The sequence below is a fragment of the Bradyrhizobium barranii subsp. apii genome, assembly GCF_011516635.5.
Taxonomy (GTDB): domain Bacteria; phylum Pseudomonadota; class Alphaproteobacteria; order Rhizobiales; family Xanthobacteraceae; genus Bradyrhizobium; species Bradyrhizobium barranii.
This window is the reverse complement of the sequence record NZ_CP096255.1, coordinates 8,101,056-8,121,900: the sequence shown is the minus strand read 5'-3', so window position 1 is coordinate 8,121,900 and position 20,845 is coordinate 8,101,056. Positions and strand designations below refer to the sequence as shown.

Annotated in this window: 20 protein-coding genes and 1 pseudogene; 9 read left to right on the top strand and 12 right to left on the bottom strand. The window is 65.6% G+C overall.

Annotated elements, in window-relative coordinates; translation table 11 throughout:
* The first annotated feature begins 29 nt into the window (after positions 1–29).
* The 4 genes and pseudogenes from HAP41_RS38940 to HAP41_RS38925 all read left to right on the top strand — a co-directional run bounded on the left by HAP41_RS38940 (position 30) and on the right by HAP41_RS38925 (position 4,179).
* Positions 30–575, top strand: coding sequence for a sigma-70 family RNA polymerase sigma factor (locus HAP41_RS38940; RefSeq protein WP_041955015.1), 546 nt, complete (start codon positions 30–32; stop codon positions 573–575).
* Between the two features lie 37 nt (positions 576–612).
* Positions 613–1,673: pseudogene (locus tag HAP41_RS38935) on the top strand (anti-sigma factor).
* Between the two features lie 210 nt (positions 1,674–1,883).
* Positions 1,884–2,843, top strand: coding sequence for a helix-turn-helix transcriptional regulator (locus HAP41_RS38930; RefSeq protein ID WP_166082117.1), 960 nt, complete (start codon positions 1,884–1,886; stop codon positions 2,841–2,843).
* Between the two features lie 115 nt (positions 2,844–2,958).
* Complete coding sequence (locus HAP41_RS38925) at positions 2,959–4,179, top strand: NAD(P)/FAD-dependent oxidoreductase (protein ID WP_166082118.1); 1,221 nt, start codon at positions 2,959–2,961, stop codon at positions 4,177–4,179.
* 270 nt (positions 4,180–4,449) lie between these two features.
* Here HAP41_RS38925 and HAP41_RS38920 read toward each other — a convergent pair whose 3' ends face one another.
* The 8 genes from HAP41_RS38920 to HAP41_RS38885 all read right to left on the bottom strand — a co-directional run bounded on the left by HAP41_RS38920 (position 4,450) and on the right by HAP41_RS38885 (position 11,831).
* Positions 4,450–4,653 carry a hypothetical protein gene (locus HAP41_RS38920; RefSeq protein ID WP_166082119.1) on the bottom strand — a complete coding sequence of 68 codons (204 nt, stop codon included), beginning with the start codon at positions 4,651–4,653 and terminating at the stop codon, positions 4,450–4,452.
* Between the two features lie 294 nt (positions 4,654–4,947).
* A complete protein-coding gene (gene flhA, locus HAP41_RS38915; RefSeq protein WP_071916417.1) occupies positions 4,948–7,089 on the bottom strand; it encodes a flagellar biosynthesis protein FlhA in 2,142 nt (713 codons plus the stop codon).
* Between the two features lie 358 nt (positions 7,090–7,447).
* A complete protein-coding gene (locus HAP41_RS38910; protein WP_028158911.1) occupies positions 7,448–7,750 on the bottom strand; it encodes a copper-binding protein in 303 nt (100 codons plus the stop codon).
* 14 nt (positions 7,751–7,764) lie between these two features.
* Entirely contained in the window at positions 7,765–8,220 is a 456-nt protein-coding gene (locus HAP41_RS38905) for a cupredoxin domain-containing protein (protein ID WP_166082120.1), read from the bottom strand.
* A 32-nt stretch (positions 8,221–8,252) separates the two neighbouring features.
* Positions 8,253–9,584, bottom strand: coding sequence for a copper oxidase (locus tag HAP41_RS38900; protein WP_166082121.1), 1,332 nt, complete (start codon positions 9,582–9,584; stop codon positions 8,253–8,255).
* A 13-nt stretch (positions 9,585–9,597) separates the two neighbouring features.
* Positions 9,598–11,022: a TolC family protein gene (locus HAP41_RS38895; RefSeq protein ID WP_166082122.1), complete on the bottom strand. Its 1,425-nt coding sequence runs from the start codon at positions 11,020–11,022 to the stop codon at positions 9,598–9,600.
* Between the two features lie 9 nt (positions 11,023–11,031).
* Positions 11,032–11,316 (bottom strand): hypothetical protein, encoded by a 285-nt coding sequence (locus HAP41_RS38890; protein WP_166082123.1) that lies wholly within the window; start codon positions 11,314–11,316, stop codon positions 11,032–11,034.
* A 77-nt stretch (positions 11,317–11,393) separates the two neighbouring features.
* Positions 11,394–11,831, bottom strand: a complete 438-nt coding sequence (locus tag HAP41_RS38885; protein ID WP_166082124.1) for a hypothetical protein — start codon at positions 11,829–11,831, stop codon at positions 11,394–11,396.
* 150 nt (positions 11,832–11,981) lie between these two features.
* Between HAP41_RS38885 and HAP41_RS38880 the strand changes: the two genes are divergently transcribed.
* Entirely contained in the window at positions 11,982–13,247 is a 1,266-nt protein-coding gene (locus tag HAP41_RS38880; protein WP_166082125.1) for an MFS transporter, read from the top strand.
* Here HAP41_RS38880 and HAP41_RS38875 read toward each other — a convergent pair.
* Positions 13,244–13,651 carry a DUF4864 domain-containing protein gene (locus HAP41_RS38875; RefSeq protein ID WP_166082126.1) on the bottom strand — a complete coding sequence of 136 codons (408 nt, stop codon included), beginning with the start codon at positions 13,649–13,651 and terminating at the stop codon, positions 13,244–13,246. The genes HAP41_RS38880 and HAP41_RS38875 overlap by 4 nt on opposite strands.
* Positions 13,652–13,716: 65 nt before the next feature.
* Positions 13,717–14,355 carry a TetR/AcrR family transcriptional regulator gene (locus tag HAP41_RS38870; protein ID WP_175618283.1) on the bottom strand — a complete coding sequence of 213 codons (639 nt, stop codon included), beginning with the start codon at positions 14,353–14,355 and terminating at the stop codon, positions 13,717–13,719.
* 250 nt (positions 14,356–14,605) lie between these two features.
* Between HAP41_RS38870 and HAP41_RS38865 the strand changes: the two genes are divergently transcribed.
* From HAP41_RS38865 to HAP41_RS38855, 3 genes are read left to right on the top strand one after another with little or no spacing between them, the layout of a single operon-like run.
* A complete protein-coding gene (locus HAP41_RS38865; RefSeq protein WP_041955025.1) occupies positions 14,606–15,103 on the top strand; it encodes a (2Fe-2S)-binding protein in 498 nt (165 codons plus the stop codon).
* Positions 15,100–16,155 (top strand): FAD binding domain-containing protein, encoded by a 1,056-nt coding sequence (locus tag HAP41_RS38860; RefSeq protein ID WP_166082128.1) that lies wholly within the window; start codon positions 15,100–15,102, stop codon positions 16,153–16,155. Before HAP41_RS38865 ends, HAP41_RS38860 begins: the two co-directional genes overlap by 4 nt.
* Entirely contained in the window at positions 16,148–18,409 is a 2,262-nt protein-coding gene (locus tag HAP41_RS38855; RefSeq protein WP_166082129.1) for a xanthine dehydrogenase family protein molybdopterin-binding subunit, read from the top strand. Before HAP41_RS38860 ends, HAP41_RS38855 begins: the two co-directional genes overlap by 8 nt.
* Positions 18,410–18,452: 43 nt before the next feature.
* On the opposite strand, the gene HAP41_RS38850 is transcribed toward HAP41_RS38855, so the two are convergent.
* Both HAP41_RS38850 and HAP41_RS38845 read right to left on the bottom strand, forming a co-directional pair.
* Positions 18,453–18,605 carry a hypothetical protein gene (locus HAP41_RS38850; protein WP_166082130.1) on the bottom strand — a complete coding sequence of 51 codons (153 nt, stop codon included), beginning with the start codon at positions 18,603–18,605 and terminating at the stop codon, positions 18,453–18,455.
* Between the two features lie 146 nt (positions 18,606–18,751).
* Positions 18,752–19,300, bottom strand: a complete 549-nt coding sequence (locus tag HAP41_RS38845) for a cupin domain-containing protein (protein ID WP_014497670.1) — start codon at positions 19,298–19,300, stop codon at positions 18,752–18,754.
* A 149-nt stretch (positions 19,301–19,449) separates the two neighbouring features.
* Between HAP41_RS38845 and aptA the strand changes: the two genes are divergently transcribed.
* Positions 19,450–20,778 carry an omega-aminotransferase AptA gene (gene aptA, locus HAP41_RS38840; RefSeq protein WP_166082131.1) on the top strand — a complete coding sequence of 443 codons (1,329 nt, stop codon included), beginning with the start codon at positions 19,450–19,452 and terminating at the stop codon, positions 20,776–20,778.
* The last annotated feature ends 67 nt before the right edge of the window (positions 20,779–20,845 follow it).

The following is a 20,845-nucleotide window of genomic DNA, read 5'->3' as shown; positions in this document are numbered from 1 at the left end:
AACGCGACAGGCCGTGCGTGGGGGGCTGAATGCTGACGCCAGCAGAGCTGGTCGGGCTGATTGGGGAGGTCGCCAGGGGCGATCAGGCCGCGTTCGAGCGCCTCTACGTCGCCACGCGCGCGAAACTCTATGGCGTCGTGCTCCGTATCTTGCGCCGACAGGATCTCGCAGAGGAGGTCATTCAGGAGACCTACGTCAAGATCTGGAACGGTGCCGGCCAGTTCAATCCGGCCTTGTCGTCGCCGATCACATGGATGGCATCGATCGCGCGCAACCGCGCCATCGACATCGTGCGCAAGAAGACGGAAGTCTCCATCGAGGAAGAGCCGCAGGCGATGGAAGTCGCTGCCGACAGCCCCGATCCGCTGGCGCGGAGGGAGATGACCGAGGAGTTGAAGCGGCTCCTGGAATGCATCGGCCGGCTCGAGCCGGATCGTCAGAGGCTCGTGCTTCTCGCCTATTATAACGGCTGGAGCCGCGAGCAATTGGCGGAAAAATTCGCCGCGCCCGTCAACACGGTGAAGACGTGGCTCCGGCGCAGCATGTTGGATATCCGCGAGTGCCTCGGACTATGATGGCTCGCATTGTGAGGGTGGTTCTGGACTGCAAGTGATGGCCTACACGGAGGACCATATCGCGCTCGCCGCGGAATATGCGCTCGGTACGCTCGACGCCAGTGAGCGCGCGCAGGTCGAGACCATGATGGCCGTGGACAAGGCGTTCGCCGATGTCGTGCAGGCCTGGGCTTACCGGCTCGGCGTCCTCAACCAGATGGTCGGCTCGGTCGAGCCGCGTCCGATCGTGTGGGAGAACATCCGGTCCGAGCTTGCGCGGACGGACTTTGCGCAGGAGACGCCTGCGCCGGAAGCTTCGCCGCCGCCGCCACCTGTGCCGGAATTCTCCTCGATCGAAGCTGCACCGCCCGAGCTGGCACCGGACGTCGCGCCGCAACCGGAGCTGCAGCCTTCCGAAGCAGAGCAGCCCGGGACGGTGCGGCCGGCACCCGATGCGCTTCCCGACATCGCGCCGATATTCATGCCGCAGGTCCATGCGCCCGATCCTGACGTCGCGCGCGCGCCGCCGGCGCCGGTCGCCGACAACAGCAACGTGATCCGGCTCGAGAGCCGCGTGAAACGCTGGCGCACCATCGCCTCCGCCGTGGGCGCGCTTGCGGCGGCACTGCTGGTGACGCTGTCGCTTCAGATCTTCCAGCCCGATGCGCTGCCGGGCAGCTTGCGTCCGGCGCCGCGCATCCAGACGGTGGAAGTGAAGACGCCGGCGGCGCCGCTCACGGCTGCTGCGCAATATGTCGCGCTGCTGCAGGGCCAGGGCGGCGGTCCCGCCTTCATCCTCACCGTCGACGGCGCGACGCGGAATTTCACCGTGCGCAAGGTCGGCGCGACCCCAGAGGCCGGCAAGAGCTTCGAGCTCTGCTGATCTCCGACAAGCTGCCGCGTCCGCGCTCGCTCGGCGTGATTGGCGCGGGCGATTTCACCGCGCGCCCAGTGCTCGGCTCCTTCGATCCCGAGGTCGTCAACGGTGCGACCTACGCCGTCACCGTCGAGCAGGCCGGCGGCTCGCCCAACGGCCAGCCGACCTCGGCTCCGGTGTTTTCCGGCAAGCTGATCGAGACCGTGCCGCCGTCTCAGCCGCAGGCGCCCGCGAAGAAGTAGGTGTCGTAGCGCCGTAGCCCGGATGGAGCGCAGCGCAACCCGGGCTACACGGCGCTCGATCGTCGCCAAGGTCCGTCCAGTCGTCGCAACCCGACAAGTCCCGCCGAATCCACTCCCGCGTTGAACCTCCCCGCAATCCACGGCGTCAAATGCCCGGAATTTGCACTCGGCGCCGCACATCATGGCGCCGGAAAAGGGGCTAGAAGTCAGATGGATGCAGCTAAGACGCCGGGCATCTTCGTCCACCAATATGCGGGCCTTCCGCATGGTCCGGCCTTCGAACATTGGCGCGAGCGCGCCTTCGGTCCCTGCGGCCTCGACGTCGGGCCGAGCCATGGCGACAGCATCGATTGCCGGCTCCAGGTCAGCGTGGTCGACAATATCGCGTTGGCCATTCCCGAAGGTGCCTCCGCGCAATATTCGCGCACGCAGAGCCATCTGGCCGACGGCAGCGACGATCTCGTCCTGATCGCCGCGCATGCGGGTCTCGTCCGCGTCGGGCAGAACGGCCACACCGTCGAGCTTGCGCCCGCGCAGATGGTGCTCGTCGACATGGGCGTCACCGGCACCGTCGGCCACACCCAGGAAGATCGCTTCACCAGCATCCGCATGCCGCGCCGCGCGCTGCTCGACATCAATCCGCGTGCCGAGGACAAGCTGTCGCAAGTGCTCTCGGATGGCGCGGTGGCCGAGACGATCTTCCGCTACCACGCACTCGCCGCCAATCACGCGCCGCATCTCGACGCCGTCGGCCAGCGCCTGACCGCGCAGCACGTGATCGATCTCGTCGGCCTGCTGCTCGGCACCGATGCGGAGCATGCAAGCCTTGCGCGCGGTCGCGGACATGCGGCGGCCCGTCTCGATCTCATGCGTGCCGACGTGATGGCCGCGCTCGGCCGCAACGATCTCTGTCTGTCCGAGATCGCGACGCGCTCAGGGCTCAGCGCGCGCCAGGCGCAACGCTTGTTCGAGCAGGCCGGCACGACCTTCACCGAATTCGTGCTGGAGCAGCGCCTGGTGCTGGCGCGCAAGCTGCTCGGCGATCCCCGCGCGAGGGCGCGCAAGATCAGCGACATCGCGCATTCCTCGGGCTTCTCCGACCTGTCCTATTTCAACCGCGCCTTCCGCAAGCGTTTTGGCGCGACGCCGTCGGAGCTGCGCGAGGCCTGAGCCGCGATCTTATGCAGCGGAGCGGCGCCGCCGCAGTTGGTCGATCCGGGCGAATGAGTTATATCTGCCCGCGCGGGCAGTTCGCCGGAATTCTTGGACAAGGCAGTATACGGACATGGCGCGTATCGTCGTGCTCGGCGCGGGGTTTGCGGGTCTGTGGGCGGCCATCGGCGCCGCGCGCAAGCGCGACGAGATCGGCGCGGCCGGCCGTGACGTCGAGATCCGTGTCGTCGATCGCAATCCCTATCACAACATCCGGGTGCGCAATTACGAGGCCGACCTCAGCGAGGTCGCGCTGCCGTTGCCGCAACTGCTCGATCCGATCGGCGTCACTCATGGCATTGGCGAGGTCGAAGCCATCGACCCGTCACGGCGCGAGATTTCGCTTGTCACGAGCAGCGGCGAGGAGACGCTGAGCTACGACCGCCTGGTGCTGGCGCTCGGCAGCGAAGTGATGCGTCCCGCCATCCCCGGCCTTGCCGAGCATGCTTTCGATGTCGATACCTATGCCGCCGCGCTCATCCTCGAAAATCATCTCGTCTCGCTCGGACACAGCGCGCCCTCGCCGGGGCGCTCGACGGTCGTGGTGGTTGGCGCCGGATTCACCGGCATCGAGGTCGCGGCCGAGATGCCGGACAGGCTGGCGCGCGCCGGCATCACCGGCAGCCGCCGCATCGTCCTGGTCGATCCCAACCCTGCGGTCGGCGCCACCATCGGCGCGCATGCGCGTCCCGTCATCGAGACGGCTTTGGCCTCGCTCGACGTCGAGACGCGGCTTGGCGTGCGCGTCGTGTCCGTCGAGGCTGCCGGCATGCACCTGAGCTCGGGTGAATTCATCCCGGCGCAGACCGTGATCTGGTGCGCCGGGATGCGCGCGAGCCGGCTGGCCGAGAGCTTCGCGGGCGCGCGCGATCGCCTCGGCCGCCTGCTGGTCGATCCTTTCATGCGGGTTGCCGATGTGCCGGGCGTGTTCGCCGCCGGCGATGTCGCCTCGAGCGTGGTCGACGGACTGCATCCGACGGTGATGTCCTGCCAGTTCGCCCGTCCCATGGGCCGCTTCGCCGGTCACAACGTCGTGGCTGATCTCGCGGGCCTGCCGATGCTGCCGCTGCGCATCGACTGGTACGTGACCGTGCTCGACCTCGGAGGCTGGGGCGCGCTCTATACCGAAGGGTGGGATCGCGAGGTTCGCACCACTGGCGCGGCCGCAAAGGCGACCAAGCAGACCATCAACTGCAAGCGCATCTACCCGCCGCTCACCGGTAGCAAGGCCGAGCTCTTCGCTGCGGCAGCACCGACGGTCCAGGCGCCGCCGCCGACTTATGGGGCGCGGTAGAATTTGATCGGGGCTGGTTGGAGGATCGCGGCTGTGCCAATTGCTCCGTCATTGCGAGCGTAGCGAAGCAATCCAGAATCTTTCCGCGGCGACAGTCTGGATTGCTTCGCTACGCTCGCAATGACGAGGTACCCCAGACATGAGAAAGCGCCCGTGGGGGGCGGGCGCTTTCCGTAGTCGACTTGGGGTTGGGGTCGTCTACATATCCACGTGGCGACTTTGGGGGGCTGGTAAAGAGCCGCGTGAATTCACAAAACTCGTCAAATCTCCTTATCGAACGAGGGATGCGTTCGAGCTGGTGATAACAACCGGCTTGCCGGCCTTGATGACGCGGGCGGTCTGGGTCAGGCCTTCGTCCGAACCCGTGCGCGCCGCCGTGATGCCGAAGCCTGCCACCGCGATGCCGGCGACGAGGGCTACGACCACGATTTTCAAGTGGGTCAAGCGATCAGCGCTGTAAATCGAGTGGTTCATGGAAGGCTCCTGCCGCCATCTACCCGAAGTAGTCGCTACCCGTTGGGGGAGGTTCATGCTTCCGGTCCCCAACAACCTGGTATTGGGGGGATTCGTTCCCAAGGGGCGATCACAAGAGCGTGACAGGACGTGAAAGATCGCGATCGAAAGCGACCCCTCAATCGTTCGATTATATAATTATTTCAAAGGTGTAATGTGCTTGCGAGGCGCCTTGTTTGCATTTGGTCGACAAGGCGCCAGGAGCTCAAAAACCATTTGCCTGTGGCCGAAAAACATACGGCTTCTTAAGGCAAATCAGATGCTTCCGACCGTTTTCAATCTCGCCCTGGGGTGGATTTCAGCCTGCGACAGCACCGTCGTCTGGGCCCGGAACCGCTCGACGAGGGAGCGTACGAAGGGACGAATTGCCGCAGACGTGACCAGCACCGGCGCCTCGCCTTCGCGCGCGGCGCGCTCGAAGGCCTCGCGCACGCCGGTCATGAATTCCGACAGCTTCGAGGGCTGCATCGCGAGGCTGCGTTCCTCGCCCTGGCCGATGATGGATTCGGCGAAGGCCTGTTCCCACCGCGCCGACAGCGCGATCAGCGGCAGATAGCCGCTGTAGGAGGTGTTCTGCGCGCAGATCTGCCGCGCGAGGCGGGCGCGGACATGCTCGACCATGGTCGCGGGATTGCGCGAGAAGGCGAGCGAGTCGGCGATGCCTTCCAGGATGGTCGAGAGGTCGCGGATCGAGATGCGCTCGGCGAGCAGCAGCTGCAGCACGCGCTGGATGCCGGAGACCGTGACCTGGCCCGGCACGATGTCCTTGACCAGTTCGCCCTGCTCCTTCGGCAGCTCCTTGAGCAGCTTCTGCACCTCGCCGTAGGAGAGCAGGTCCGACATGTTGGCCTTGAGCAGCTCGGTGAGGTGGGTCGAGAGCACGGTCGCGGCGTCGACGACGGTGTAGCCCTTGAGCGAGGCTTCTTCCTTGAGGCTGGCATCGACCCAGGTTGCGGGCAGGCCGAAGGTCGGCTCGGTGGTATGGATGCCGGGCACCTGCACCTGGCTGCCGCCGGGGTCCATGACCATGAACTGGTTCGGCCAGATCTTGCCGGTGCCGGCGTCCACTTCCTTGATCTTGATGATGTAGGTGTTGGCTTCGAGCTGGACGTTATCGAGGATGCGCACGGCGGGCATCACAAAGCCCATCTCGATCGCGAGCGAGCGGCGCAGCGCCTTGATCTGCTCAGTGAGGCGGTCGGTGCCATCAGGGCCGTTGACGAGCGGCAGTAGCGCATAGCCGAGCTCGATCTTGAGATCGTCGATCTTGAGCGCGGCGGAGATCGGCTCTTCGGCCGCAGCGGCGCCAGGTGAACCCGGCGTTCCCGGAGCGGGTGCGGTCTTTGCAACTTCGTCAGCCCTGGCAGTCGCCCGGTTGCGGTTGCGGGCGTGCCAGGCGAGCGCACCGGCGCCGCCGCCGAGCGCCAGGAAGGGGATGGTCGGGATACCCGGCAGCGCCGCCAGCACCAGCATGACCGCCGCGGACATCGCCAGCGCCTGCGGATAGCCGGAGAACTGTTTCATCAGCGCCTTGTCGGCGGCGCCGGACACGCCGGCCTTGGAGACGAGCAGGCCGGCCGCGGTCGAAACGATCAGCGCCGGCACCTGGGTGACGAGGCCGTCACCGACGGTCAGCAGCGTGTAGCTGCGCCCGGCATCGGCGAAGGAGAGGCCTTGCTGCGCGACACCGATGATCATGCCGCCGACGATGTTGATGAAGACGATCAAAAGGCCCGCGATGGCATCGCCGCGGACGAATTTGGAGGCACCGTCCATGGCGCCGAAGAAGCCGCTCTCGTCCTCCAGATCCTTGCGCCGCTGCTTGGCGACCTTCTCGTCGATCAGGCCGGCGGAGAGATCGGCGTCGATCGCCATCTGCTTGCCGGGCATGGCGTCGAGGTGGAAGCGGGCGGCGACTTCGGCGATACGGCCCGACCCCTTGGTGATGACGACGAAGTTGACGATGATCAGGATGGCGAAGACGATGATACCGATGACGAAATTGCCGCCCATCACGAAGCTGCCGAAGGCTTCGATGACGTGACCGGCGGCATCCGTGCCCTCATGCCCGTGCGACAGGATCAGGCGGGTCGAGGCCATGTTCAGCGACAGGCGCAGCATGGTCGAGATCAAGAGGACGGTCGGGAAGGCGGAGAATTCCAGTGGCGCCTGGATGAACAGCGACGTCATCAGGATCAGGATCGAGAGCGTGATCGAGATCGCCAGGAACAGGTCCAGCACGATCGCGGGCAGCGGCAGGATCAGCACCACCAGGATGGTGAGGACGCCGAGCGCCAGCGCGATATCGCCGCGCTTGAGGATGTTGCCGATCTCGGTGAGGGTCGGGAAGCCGGCGTTCGTGCTGCCTACGCCCTGTCCCGCGGTGACGTCGACCATGGTAGCTGCTCCCCCGCGCGACTGCCGTCCGCGCGCCCCAAATGTCTGCGCGGCGGCCGAAGGGCCACCGTTTCGAAAGTGAGGCACCGCACTGGCGTCCACGGGGGACCTCCCGTTCTACGCGGCTGACGACACTCGACCTCACCCGGCAATTCTTGCCGGGTGTATGGTTAGCAAAGGGTTAACGGAGGGTGCGGCAGGAGGTCAGACCGGGGTGTTTCGGGCACCTGGCAGGGACGAAGTCGTCATGCCCGGGCTTGTCCCGCCTGCGCGGCCGAAGCCGTGGATGGCCGGGACGAGCCCGGCCATGACGTTGTGGAAGCGTTTGGCGCCGAAATCAGCTGCGGAGGACGTAGCCCTACTTCGCCTTCTGCATCGTCGTCACCGTGTACCCCGAAGCCGCCTCCTCGGCCTCGAAGGTCACCTTGTCGCCGACCTTCACCTGCTTGAGCAAAGCGGGGTCCTTGACGCGGTAGACCATGGTCATGGGTTCATCCATGCCGAGGCTTTTCGCCGGTCCGTGCTTGAGCGTGATCTTGCCGGCGCCCTCGTCGATCTTCTTGACCTCGCCGCTGATCGCGGCGCCCTGGGCCGCGAAGGCTTCGGCGGCAAGACCGACGGTCAGCGCCAGCGCTGCGGCGATACGGATGGTGCGGTTCATGGGAGTCTTCCTTGTTACTTCACGGTGACGTGGCCGACCATGCCGTAGTCGCGGTGGTCGGGAATCAGGCAGGAAAATTCGAACGTGCCGGCCTTGCTGAACTTCCAGAGGATCTCGGCCGTCTTGTTCGGTGCGAGCCTGACGCCGTTGGGGTCGTCGTGCTCCATGTGCGGATGCTTCTTCATCTCCACGGCATGCGCGAGATTCTCCTTCGTGGTGGCGAGCAGGAATTCATGGTCCTCCTTGCCGACATTGCGCAGCACGAAACGGACCTGTTCGCCACGCTTCACCTCGATCCGGGCCGGTGTGTAGTCCATCTCGTTCATCAGGATCTCGATGGTGCGGGCGGGCTTCCTGGGATTGCCGGGCTCGCCGGCTGAAAACGCCCCGTGATCGTGCTTGTCGTGGGCAAGGGCTGGCGCAATCGAAAGCGCAGCCAGCGCGAGTCCGAGTTTGATCGCTGTCTTCATCTTTTTCTCCAGTTGGTGGTTCATCGAAACGCTCACATCTTCATGTTCTTCATCGGCGCGCCTTGCTGCCGCGCCGGCTCGGCGGGCGGTGGCGTGACCTCGTAGGCGACGGTGCCTTGCGGGAATTGGTAGTGGCCGGGATCGCGGTAATCGTCGCGCGCGAGGTCCTCGCGGATCTTCATCACCGTGAACATGCCGCCCATCTCGATCGGCCCGAACTGACCGGTGCCGGTCATCATCGGCAGTGTGTTGTCGGGCGCGGGCATCTCCATGTTGCCCATCGCCATGCCGGTCGAGCCCATCGCCATGCTGTCAGGTGCGAGCTTGCCGACGGCCTTGGCGAGATCCTTGCGCGACACGCCGATCAGGTTGCGCACCTCGTGCCCCATCGCGTTCATGGTGTGGTGCGACTTGTGGCAGTGGAACGCCCAGTCGCCGGGATTGTCTGCGAGAACGTCGAACACGCGCACCGCGCCGACCGGCACATCGGTGGTCGTCTCCGGATATTGCGCGCTCTCCGGAATCCAGCCGCCATCGGTGCAGGTCACCGCAAAGCTGTGGCCGTGCAGATGAATCGGATGGTTGGTCATGCTGAGATTGCCGATGCGCACGCGCACCTTGTCGCCGAGCCTGACCGGCAAGGGATCGATGCCGGGAAACACCCGCGAATTCCAGGTCCACATGTTGAAGTCGGTCATCTCGTTGACCTGCGGCAGGTATGTGCCGGGATCGACGCGATAGGTGCTCATCACGAAGACGAAGTCGCGGTCGACGGGCCGGAAGCTTTGATCGCGCGGATGCACGACGACCATGCCCATCATGCCCATCGCCATCTGCACCATCTCGTCGGAATGCGGGTGGTACATGAAGGTCCCGCTCTTCTTCATCTCGAATTCGTAGACGAAGGTCTTGCCGGGCTGGATGTGCGGCTGCGTCAGTCCGCCGACACCGTCCATGCCGCTGGGAATGATCATGCCGTGCCAGTGCACGGTGGTGTATTCGGGCAGTCTGTTGGTGACGAAGACGCGGACCTTGTCGCCTTCGACCGCCTCAATGGTCGGGCCCGGCGACTGGCCGTTATAGCCCCACAGATTCACTTTCATGCCCTCGGCGAATTCCCGCACCACGGGTTCGGCGACGAGATGGAATTCCTTCCAGTCGCCGTTCATGCGGAACGGCAGCGACCAGCCGTTCAGCGTCACCACGGGGCGATAGTCGGGTCCGCTGATCGGGTGCAGCGGCGGCTGCATCACCACCTTGTCCATGTGCGGCGCTTCCGGAATGGACGCGGCCTGCACACGGCCGCTGACGGCTGACGCGCTGGCAAGCGCGGCGGTGCCCAAAAATCCTCGACGGGAAAACATGTTTGCCTCCATCTCAGTGACCGCCATCGGCAGGCGCTGCCGCGGCGATGGTGGTTGAAGTGTCGCCGCCCGACGCAGGTGCGCCGCCGCCGTTGACGGCGGTCTGGAGGTCGGACTGGGCGAGGAAGAATTTTTGCTTGGCATCGATCGCGCCGCGCAGCGACGCCAGGCGCTGCCGCGCTTCGGAGAGCAGCGCGAAAATATCGACCTGCATGCTGGAGAAGCGCAGCTGCATCTCCTCGGTGATGATCTTGCGCAGCGGCAGGATCTCGCGCTGATAGTGGCTGGCGATGTCGTAGCTGGAGCGATAGACGCGATAAGCATCGCGCGCCTCGGAGCGAACGTTGACGGCGCGCTCGGTCAGGCGGTTGAAGGCGAGATTGTAGGTCTCCGCCGCTTGCCGCACCCGCACCTCGCCGCCGTCGAAGATCGGGATCTGGAACGGCACGTCAAAACCACGTTCGCGGAACGGCGGGCCCTCGGGATCCTGGGTGCGGCGGGAGATACCGGCGAGGTCGAGCAGCGTGACGAAGCGCGTCGCCTCGGTGAGGTTGAGTGACTTTGCCAGCGCCGTCAGCTCCAGCCGCGCGATCTGAAGATCGATGCGATGGGCCACCGCATCGGCCTCGATCGAGGGCAGTGCCTGCGGCCGGCGCGGCAGCGGCGGCAGTTGATCGGGCAGACGGAAGTCGAGGCCGCCGTCCCACAGCCCCATCAGGCGCGCGAGCCTTTCGCGCGCGCTCGTTGCCGCCTGCCGCGCGGTGGCGAGGTCGGCCGTGGTCTCGGCATAAAACACCTGCTCGCGGGCCTGGTCGAGCTTGTTGATCGAACCGGTCTCGCCGAGTTTGACCGCGAGCTGTGCCGTCGATTCCGCCGTCGCCTTCGCGTCGGTGAGCAGCGCCACCATTTCGTTGCCGGCGACTGCGCGGACATAGGCGCGCCGGACATCTGCGGCCAGCCGCAGCGTCGCCAACGCCGCGCGCAATTGCGCCTGACGGAAACGGTCGCGGGCGATGTCGGAGCGGAACGGCAGCGTGGCCAGCGCGAGGATGTCGCCGACCACTTGGCGCTCAATCTCGCTGGCGCCATTGCCTGAGATCCGCGAGATCGAGAACACGGGATTGGGCGGCAGGCTCTGCTCGACGAGTTCGGTCTCGGCCAGCGCCAGCTCGTTATAGGCCGCTTGCAGTCCCTTGTTGTTGAGCAGCGCGATCTGCACTGCCGTCTCGGTGGTCAGCGTGCGTGTCAGCAAGCGGCGGACGGTCGCGTTGACGGCCTCCGCACCTTCGGCCGTTCGCACGAAGGCGACGTCCTTGTTGATGGTCTGGCTGGTGAGGTCCGAGACCGTCGTCATGCCTCCGTCCGGCGAGAATGCCATGCAGCCGGAGAGTCCCAGCGCAGTGAGCACGAGCAGGCCCCACGCAAAATGGTGCGTCATGGCGCGCCCCTACCGGTCTTGCTTCGGCTGCGGTGCGACAGCGTCGTTGCGGTCGCGCCATGGCCCCGGCGTCGCGGGCCGCAGGGTGGTGTAGGGCGCGATGGTCGAGCGATAGCCGACGCGCGCGACCTTCGCAGCCGGATCGGCAGGATCTGCGCCGGCCACGGGCACAGTTGCCGGCATGCAGCTGGACAGCGCGAGCGCAAGCACGGCCAGCAGCGGCCAATTGAATCGAAAGTGTCGTCCACGCGCTGCGGATGCGGCGGCGAACTTCGCCCCGGAAAGCGTAAGCATGAGTCATCCCTGATCTGTCGTAGAGACCACAGGTTCGCGCGCGGATGCGCGTGCGGTCCTGACGTCGTCGCGTCAGATCAGGCGATGGGAGGGCGGTAGTGCTGAGGTGGCGCCGCGCTGTGCAGGCTGACCACGATCTCGGGCGCGCAGGCGGAAATCGGCTGCAGCGGCTTGGCGACGCCGGGCAGGTCGGCCGGCAGCGCGCTCACGCACATCATCGCGCAGCACGGGCCAGCCTTGCCGTCATGGTGATGTTGGGCGGGCGCATCCTGTGCGGCAGCCTGGTGATGCGCGTGCATGCCTGCGTGGTCATGCGACACACCGTCATGCACGTGGCCGGCCTGCATCTGGTGATGCACCGGCACGAGATCGGCGAGGAGCGCGTCGTCGAGGCACGGCGCCGGGCCGCTGCCCCAGGCAAGGGCTGCTGCCGGCGCGAGCACGCAGAACAGATAGGCGAGGGCGATGATCCGCCCCACCCTGATCCGCATCGATCGCGTCAATCGCAACAGCATTCCGCCGACAGGCTCCTCGCGCGGCAATGTTGCACACGCAGATTGCAAACTAATGGCAAAGCGCGGCTTCGCCAAGCATCTTCTTACCGCAGTGCACCGCGCATGCCCAATATCGCGGCACGTTGCTTGACCGCGCGGCGATCAGCGAACATGGTCCGGCCCGTGCACGCGCCAAATCTTCCAGGACAGAGACCGGCCTCATTCACCCCTGATTCGCGTCAGGCTTGGGTGCGGCTGTTGCTCGCGCTGCTGATCGGTTCGGTCGGTGGCGTCGGCATGTGGGCGGTCGTCGTGGTGATTCCCGTCGTGCAGGCCGAGTTCGCCGCCACGCGTGCTGCGGTGTCGCTGGCCTTCACACTGATGATGTTCGGCTTCGGCCTCGGCGGCGTGATCGCCGGCAAGATCACCGACAAGTTCGGCATCGTGCCGGCGATGGCGATCAGCATCGCTTTCATCGGCGTTGCCAACGTGCTGGCGGGGCTCTCGACCCAGCTCTGGCAGTTCGTCGCGGCCTATTTCCTGATCGGGCTTGGCACCTCGGCGACCTTCGCGCCTCTGATGGCGGAGGCCTCACACTGGTTCGAGCGCTATCGCGGACTTGCCGTGACCATCGTCGCGAGCGGCAATTACGTCGCGGGCACGATGTGGCCGCCGCTCATCAGCGAGGGCATGCAGACGATCGGCTGGCGCACCACGCATATCGGCATCGCCCTCGTTTGCGTGGTTTTGATGACGATCCTGGTGCTGGTCCTGCGCGCACAGATGGGCGACGACAAGGTCCGCAATCACGCCAATGCGCGCCCGCCGCAGGTCGATCTCAAGCTTTCGACCAACACGCTGACCGTGCTGCTCTCGATCGCCAGCATCTCCTGCTGCGTCGCCATGGCGATGCCGCAGGTGCACATCGTCGCCTATTGCGGCGATCTCGGTTACGGCGTGGCGCGTGGCGCCGAGATGCTGTCGCTGATGATGGCCTGCGGCATCGTCAGCCGCATCGGCTCGGGCTACCTTGCCGACAAGATCGGCGGCATCCGCACGCTGCTGGTCGGATCGCTGGCGCAGGGCTTTGCGCTGGTGTTCTATCTGTTTTTCGACAGCCTGACTTCGCTCTATCTGATCTCCGCGATGTTCGGCCTGTTTCAGGGCGGCATCGTGCCGAGCTACGCCATCATCGTGCGCGAAGCGATGCCGGCGAGCGAGGCGGCAACCCGCGTCGGCATCGTGATCTTCGCCTCGGTGTTCGGCATGTCCTTCGGCGGTTGGGTGTCGGGCGTCATCTTCGACGCGACGGGCTCCTACGCTGCGGCGTTCGCGAACGGCGTGGCGTGGAATGCCCTGAATGTCGGCATCGTCTTGACGCTGCTGATCCGCTCGCGGATGAACGCGGTCAAGACGGGACCGGGTTTTGCGACCTAAACCTCTCTCCCCACCTTCAGCAGCGAGCAGCCGGTGATCTTGTAGCTGCCGTCCGCCTGCTGCTCGAGCGTGTACAGCGCCTCCCAGGCTTCGCCATTGGCATCGATGATGTGGACGTGCTGGGAGATCCAGTTGCCTTCGCTCCTGCTCTCGCCAAATTCAAAACTCTTGTGCCGGTAGACCGGCGCGTAGCCGTTTTGCACCATGGACATGAAGATATCAGGAGCGGGGAAAATTTCCCTGATCGCAGGCGCGGCGTGGGAATAGGCCGCGGCCGCATCGTCGCGCGCAAAAGCCTGCTCCTGGGCACGGATGACGCCCTGTGCCGCCGAGACGTCGGCCGCGCATGCTGGAGCGGCACCAAGGATAATCATAAGGGCGACGAGCAAGGCGGCGATGCGCATGACAGGCTCCGCGTTGAAATCCCGGCGATGCCAATCCTAGCACGACCTCAGGGAAATACGGCGTGCTATCGCTTCCGTTTCACCGCCGGCTTCGTAGGCTTGGCGGCACGCGCCTTGGCCTTGCCGGCCGGCTGCACCCGCAGCCCGTCCACGAACACGTCGAGCATGCGCAGCACCGAGGATTGCCAGCCGGGCTGGTCGTGCATGTAACACATGCCGACGAGTGCCCTGAGCAGATCCTCCGGGCTGACATCGCCGCGCATCTGGCCGGCCGCGACTGCGCGGTCGAGCAGCGAGCCGATCGCCTTGGTGAGCCGGTCCATCGAGAACGCCGCGAGTTCCGATGAGCTCTGGAACGTCAGCGCCAGCGCGGCCGACATGCCCTTTTTTGTGGCAACGAATTCGACGTTGGAGCGCAGCCAGCGCCGCAGCGCGTCGACCGGATCCTTGGCATTCTTCAATTGCTCGGCAAGCTCGCTGAGCTGCTCGACCTCGCGCCGGTACACCGCCTCGAACAAATCCTCGCGAGTTGGAAAATGCCGATAGAGCGTGCCGATGCCGACCCCGGCGCGTTTTGCGACGGCTTCCAGGCTTGCCTCGGGACCGCCCGCGTTGAACACGATTTTCGCCGCCTCGAGCACGCGCTCGCGATTGCGCACGGCATCGGCGCGGGGCTTCCGAATCTGGTCGGTCTGGTCGTCCATGGCGGTAATGTAGATCACGAATTGGTTAGATTGAACCCTCGCAATGAACCCTTGCAGGCCTGCAGCGTTGTCTGCGCATGGGCTTTTGACGAATTCCAAATATTTTTCGGCGACCCTTGTTAAGCGGAGGGTGCCTCCGTATCTTCCTTGAGATGTTAGCCGGGTTCCGCCTGGCCAACGCATATCGACAGCGGCCACGGAGGTGGCGCGCTGGCCGATGACTCATGTCCATATCTGATCGGAGCCTTGTATGAACCACTCCATCAGCCTCACCGTGAACGGTGCGCGGCGCGACTTCGTCCTCGACGATCCGCGCGTCACGCTGCTCGATCTCCTGCGTGAGCGCCTCCATCTGACCGGAACCAAGAAGGGATGCGATCGCGGCCAGTGCGGCGCCTGCACCATTCTCGTCGACGGCAAGCGCATCAACTCCTGTCTCGCGCTCGCCATCAGCCATGACGGCGCCGACATCCTCACCATCGAAGGCGTCGCGCGCGGCGACCAGCTTCATCCGGTGCAGGCGGCCTTCATCGCCCATGACGGATTCCAGTGCGGCTTCTGCACGCCCGGCCAGATCATGAGCGCGATCGGCATGATGCAAGAGGCGCAGGCCGGCAACGATCCCGAGCGCATCCGCGAATGCATGAGCGGCAATCTCTGCCGCTGCGGCGCCTATGCCGGCATCGTCGATGCCGTGCTGGAAGCCCAGGCCGGCACGGACGAATCCAATCAGAGGCGCTCCGCATGAAACCGTTCGATTATATCAGGCCGGCCACAGTGGCCGAGGCCGTTGCGGCGGCCGCTCAGCCGGGCGCTGCCTATCTCGCCGCCGGCACCAATCTGCTCGATCTGATGAAGGGCGGCATCAGCCGGCCGGACCGTCTGGTCGACGTCACGCATCTCGACGGGCTCGATCAGATCGAGACCCTCGCTGACGGATCGTTGCGCATCGGCGCGCTGGTGAGCAACGCCGATCTCGCGCATGACGCAAGCTTCGCAAAGTCCTACCCGGCCGTCGCTGAAGCGCTGCTGTCCGGTGCGTCCGCGCAACTGCGCAATGCCGCGACCGTCGGCGGCAATCTGCTGCAACGGACGCGCTGCGCGTATTTCTACGACACCGCCAGCCGCTGCAACAAGCGCGAGGCTGGCTCTGGCTGCGACGCGCGCGAGGGCGAGAACCGCACCCATGCCGTGCTCGGCTGGAGCGAGAGCTGTATCGCCACGCATCCGTCGGACTTCTGCGTGCCCCTGCTTGCGCTCGACGCCGTCGTCGAGATCGAGGGCAGGAACGGCCGCCGCGAGATCGCGCTCGACGCGCTGCATCGCCTGCCGGGCCAAACGCCCGAGCGTGAATCGGCGCTCGAGCCCGGCGACCTCATCGTCGCTGTGCGCCTGCCGCCCGCGGCGCGCGGCTTCGCCACGCATGCGCGCTACCTCAAGGTTCGCGAGCGCACGTCTTACGCGTTCGCCGTGGTCTCGGCCGCGGCGGCGTTGCGGATCGAGAACGGCAAGATCGCGGAGGCGCGGCTTGCGCTTGGTGGCGTCGCCGCAAAGCCCTGGCGCGCGCGTGCCGCGGAAGACGTGCTCAAGGGCGTTACGCCCACGGCAGATGCCTTCCAGGAAGCGGCCTGGCGCGCGCTCACCGACGCAAAACCGTCCGGCGACAACGCCTTCAAGATCGAGCTCGCACGCCGCATCGTCGTGCGTGCGCTGACCCTTGCCGCCGCTGGTACGCCCGCGCGTATTCCCGCGCTGCCGGCCTCTCCCTTTGCCTCGACGTCCGGAGCCATCCATGCCTGAGCTTAATCTATCCAGCTCTCCCGCCCATCTGCGCCACGGCTCGAACATCGGCCAGCCGCTGACCCGCCGTGACGGCGTCCTCAAGGTCAAGGGGCAGGCGACCTACGCCGCCGACAATCATCCGCCCGGCATGCTGTTTGCCGTGATGGCGGTCGCCAGCATCGCGCGTGGCCGCGTCACCTCGCTCGATGTCGCCGCCGCAAAACGCCATCCCGGTGTCGTCGACGTCATGACACCAGACCACAAGCCGCAGCTCGCAATCGATCCGGAGATCAAGACCAATCCGTTCGTGTTCCGGATGGAGGTCTTGCAGAGCAATGAGGTCCGCTACGCCAACCAGCCCATCGCAGTCGTGATCGCCGAGACGCTGGAGGCGGCGACCGAAGGCGCGGTGCTGCTGGCGCCGCGCTACGAGACGCTGCCTGCGCTGGTCGGTCTCGATGCCGGCGAGAGTTACGTGCCGCCTGTCGTCGGCGTCGGCAACCCCACGGAAAATCACCGCGGCGATGTCGAAGCAGGTCTCGCCGCAGCCGACAAGCAGATCGACTCGATCTACGAAACGCCGCCGCAATATCACAACGCGATGGAGCCGCATGCGATCGTCGCGTCATGGGATGGCAACAATTTGCAGATCGACATGCCCACGCAGGGGCTGATGCTGTCGCTTGCGCGCGTGGCAGAGTTGTTCGGCATCGCGCATGACAAGATCCACATCCGCAGCCCGTTCCTCGGCGGTGGCTTTGGTTCGAAGGGGCTGATGGCTGGTCCGCCGGTCCTCGGCATCATGGCGGCAAAGCTGGTCGGCAAGCCGGTCAAGCTGGTGCTGCGCCGTGAGCAGATGTACGGCCCGGTCGGTCACCGTGCACCGACGCGTCAGCGGCTGCGCATTGGCACGGACGGCGAAGGGCGCCTGACCGCGCTCGATCATCACGCCAGAACCGTGTCGAGCACGTTTGACGATTTCTACGAGCCGGCCGCGGATGCCTCGCATACACTCTATGCCAGCCCGTCAATCCGCACCTCGCATGACGCCGTGCGCGTCAACACCGGTACACCGCTGTTCATGCGTGCGCCCGGCGAGGCCACCGGCTCGATCGCGCTCGAAAGCGCGATCGACGAAATGGCCTGGGCCTGCGGCATCGATCCACTCGCCTTCCGCCTGAAGAACTACGCCGAGGTCGAGCCGATCACGGGAAAACCGTTCTCGTCGAAGGCGCTGCGTGCCTGCTACGAGCAGGGCGCGGCGCGGTTCGGCTGGGCGAAGCGTTCGCTCCAGCCGCGGCAGATGCGCGACGATGCAGGTCTCCTGGTCGGCTGGGGCATGGGCACGGCGACCTTCCCAGCGCTGATGTTCCAGGCCGAAGCGCGCGCAGTGCTCCGCCGCGACGGTAGCGGCGCGATGGAGATCGGCGCGCATGACATGGGGCAGGGCGCCTGGACGGCGCTCGCCCAGATTGCGGCCGATGAACTCGGCCTCGATATCGACCGCGTCGAGTTCAAGGCTGGTTCATCAGACTTGCCCGACGCCGGTATTGCCGCCGGCTCGGCGCACACCGCGACCGCGGGTGCCGCGATCCACAGCGCCGGTGCGGCCGTGGTCGCAAAGCTCGCCGATCTCGCCACCAGTGACGAGCGCTCGCCGCTGTTCGGTGCCGGCAATGCCGGCGTCATCGCACGCGAGGGCCGGTTGATCCGTCGCGATGACGAAAACCGCGGCGAGAGCTACGTCGAGATCCTCGCGCGCGCTGGCGTTGCCGAGGTCGAGGCTCGCGGCACCGGCGCGCCAAATCCTGCGGCGATGGAAGAGTATGCCATGCATGCCCACGGCGCGGTGTTCGCGGAGGTGAAGGTCGATCCCGAGCTCGGCCAGGTCCGTGTCACCCGCATGGTCGGCGCTTTCGCGGCCGGGCGCATCGTCAATCCGCATCTGGTGAAGAGCCAGCTGTTCGGCGGCATGATCTGGGGCATGTCCTTCGCGCTGCATGAGGAAGCCATCACCGACCGCCGCAGCGGCCGGATCATGAATGCCAATCTCGGCGAGTACCACATCCCGGTGAATGCCGACGTGCCGCCGCTCGACGTGATCACGGTCGAGGAGCACGATCCGCATGTGAATGCGCTCGGCATCAAGGGCGTCGGGGAGATCGGCATCACCGGAAGCGCCGGCGCGGTCGCCAACGCGGTGTGGCATGCGACCGGCGTGCGTGTCCGCCGCTTTCCGATCAAGATCGAGGAGTTGTTGACGCAGCGTTGAGGCAAAAAGGCGGGACGAGATCTTCTCGTTCCGCCGCGTCCTGCTAATGCAGTTTCTTGCGGAGCGCCTTCAGCGCTTCTCGCTGCGTCTCGATGTAGTCGGCAATAGCCTTGCGCAGCTCCTGCGAATGGAGCTTGTCGGTGTCGCGCTGCACTTCATCGAGCGCAGCCTCTGCATTGGCGAGCGTGATCTTCATCTTCGAGCCCAGTTATGAAGCGGCGCCGGAATGTCTCTCGGCTTGGGTTCGCAACATATAGAGGATCGACGCGCGGAAATTGAGATGCCTCAAGATCCGTAAGACACCGGGGCACTCCGTAAGATTCCGGATAATGTCGATGCGCCTCAAAACGTCGGCGGCGTGCAGGCCGAGATCACTTCGCACGGCTTGCCGCCGACGCAGCGGAAGCGATGCGGTCTGCGGCTCTCGAAATAATAGGCATCGCCGGGATTGAGGATGCGGCGCTCGTCTTCGACGGTGACTTCGAGCTTGCCCGAGATCACGATGCCACCTTCCTCGCCGTCATGGACGAGGTGAACGCGCCCGGTGTCGCTGCCGGGCTCGTAACGCTCTTTCAAAATCTGCAGGCTGCGGCCGAACAGATTGTCGCCGATCTGGCGATACGAGATCGGCTTCTTGCCGACCTCGGTCAGCTCCTCGGCGCGGTAGAAGATCTTGCGCCGCGACTCCGGCTCCAGCGCGAAGAACTCGGCGAGCCCCATCGGGATGCCGTCGAGGATGCGCTTGAGCGCGCCGACCGACGGGTTCATCTGGTTGGATTCGATCAGCGAGATCGTCGAATTGGTGACCCCGGCGCGCTTGGCGAGCTCGCGCTGCGACAGCTTGTGGTGCGCCCGGATGAATCGCAGCCGTCCACCGATGTCGACGCTCATGCCCCTGGTCCCTGTTGCAGGTGATGCGGATCGCGCAAATATGGACCGGCAGCCCCAGTGAAATCAATGGCTTGCAGGTGACCAGAAAAGGACTTGTTGCGCTTCCGAAGCCGTGCCTCTGCTATCCTGTCAGCAAAGGAGCGTGGCCCGTGACCCTTCATCAGATTCCGAACACTATCAAGACCGACTCGTTCTGGATGCCGTTCACGGCCAACCGTCAGTTCAAGAAGGCGCCGCGCCTGTTCTCCTCGGCCGAGGGCATGCACTACACCACCGTCGACGGCCGCAAGGTGATCGACGGCTCCGCCGGCCTCTGGTGCGTCAATGCCGGTCACGGCCGCAAGCAGATCGCCGCAGCGGTCGAGCGCCAGCTGATGACGCTGGACTTCGCGCCGTCGTTCCAGATGGGCCATCCGCTGGCATTCGACTTCGCCGAGCGTCTCGCCGAGATCGCGCCGAAGGGCCTCGACCGCATCTTCTTCACCAACTCCGGCTCCGAGTCGGTCGACACTGCGCTGAAGATCGCGCTCGCCTATCACCGCGCCAACGGCCAGGCGAGCCGCACCCGTTTGATCGGCCGCGAGCGCGGCTATCACGGCGTCGGCTTCGGCGGCATGTCGGTCGGCGGCATGGTCGCCAATCGCCGCGCCTTCGCCACCCATCTTCCGGGCGTCGACCACATCCGCCACACCCACGATCTCACCCGCAACGCCTTCGCCAAGGATCAGCCTGAGCATGGCGCCGAGCTCGCCGACGATCTCGAGCGTCTGGTCGGCCTGCATGGCGCCGAGACGATCGCCGCCGTCATCGTCGAGCCGGTGCCGGGCTCGACCGCGGTGCTGCCGCCGCCGAAGGGCTATCTCAAGCGCCTGCGCGAGATCTGCGACAAGCACGGCATTCTTCTCATCTTCGACGAAGTCATCACCGGCTTCGGCCGCCTCGGCACGCCGTTCGCCGCCGACTTCTTCGGCGTCACGCCGGACCTGATGACGACGGCCAAGGGCATCACCAACGGCACCATTCCCTGCGGCGCGGTGTTCGCGAGCCGCAAGGTTCACGACGGCCTGATGGTCGGCCCGGAGAACCAGATGGAGCTGTTCCACGGCTACACCTATTCCGCGCATCCGACCGCCTGTGCCGCCGGCATCGCGACGCTCGACATCTACAAGGACGAGGGCCTGCTGACGCGCGGCGCGTCGATCGCCGGGTACTGGGGCGATGCGCTGCATTCGCTGAAGGGCCTGCCGAACGTCGTCGACATCCGCAATTGCGGCCTGATGGGCGCTGTCGAGCTGTCGCCGCGTGACGGTGCGGTCGGCGCGCGTGGTTACGACGTCATGGTCGATTGCTTCAATCGCGGTCTGTACTTCCGCATGAGCGGCGACTCCTTCGCGCTGTCGCCCCCGCTCATCGTCGAGAAGAGCCATATCGACGATATGGTCTCGATCCTCGGCGACGCCATCAAGCGGGTGGCCTGATAATTGCTCTCGCCGTTGCGGAGTTTGTTCTTGCAGCGGCGAGCGTGATGCCGCGGGAGTTTGACGA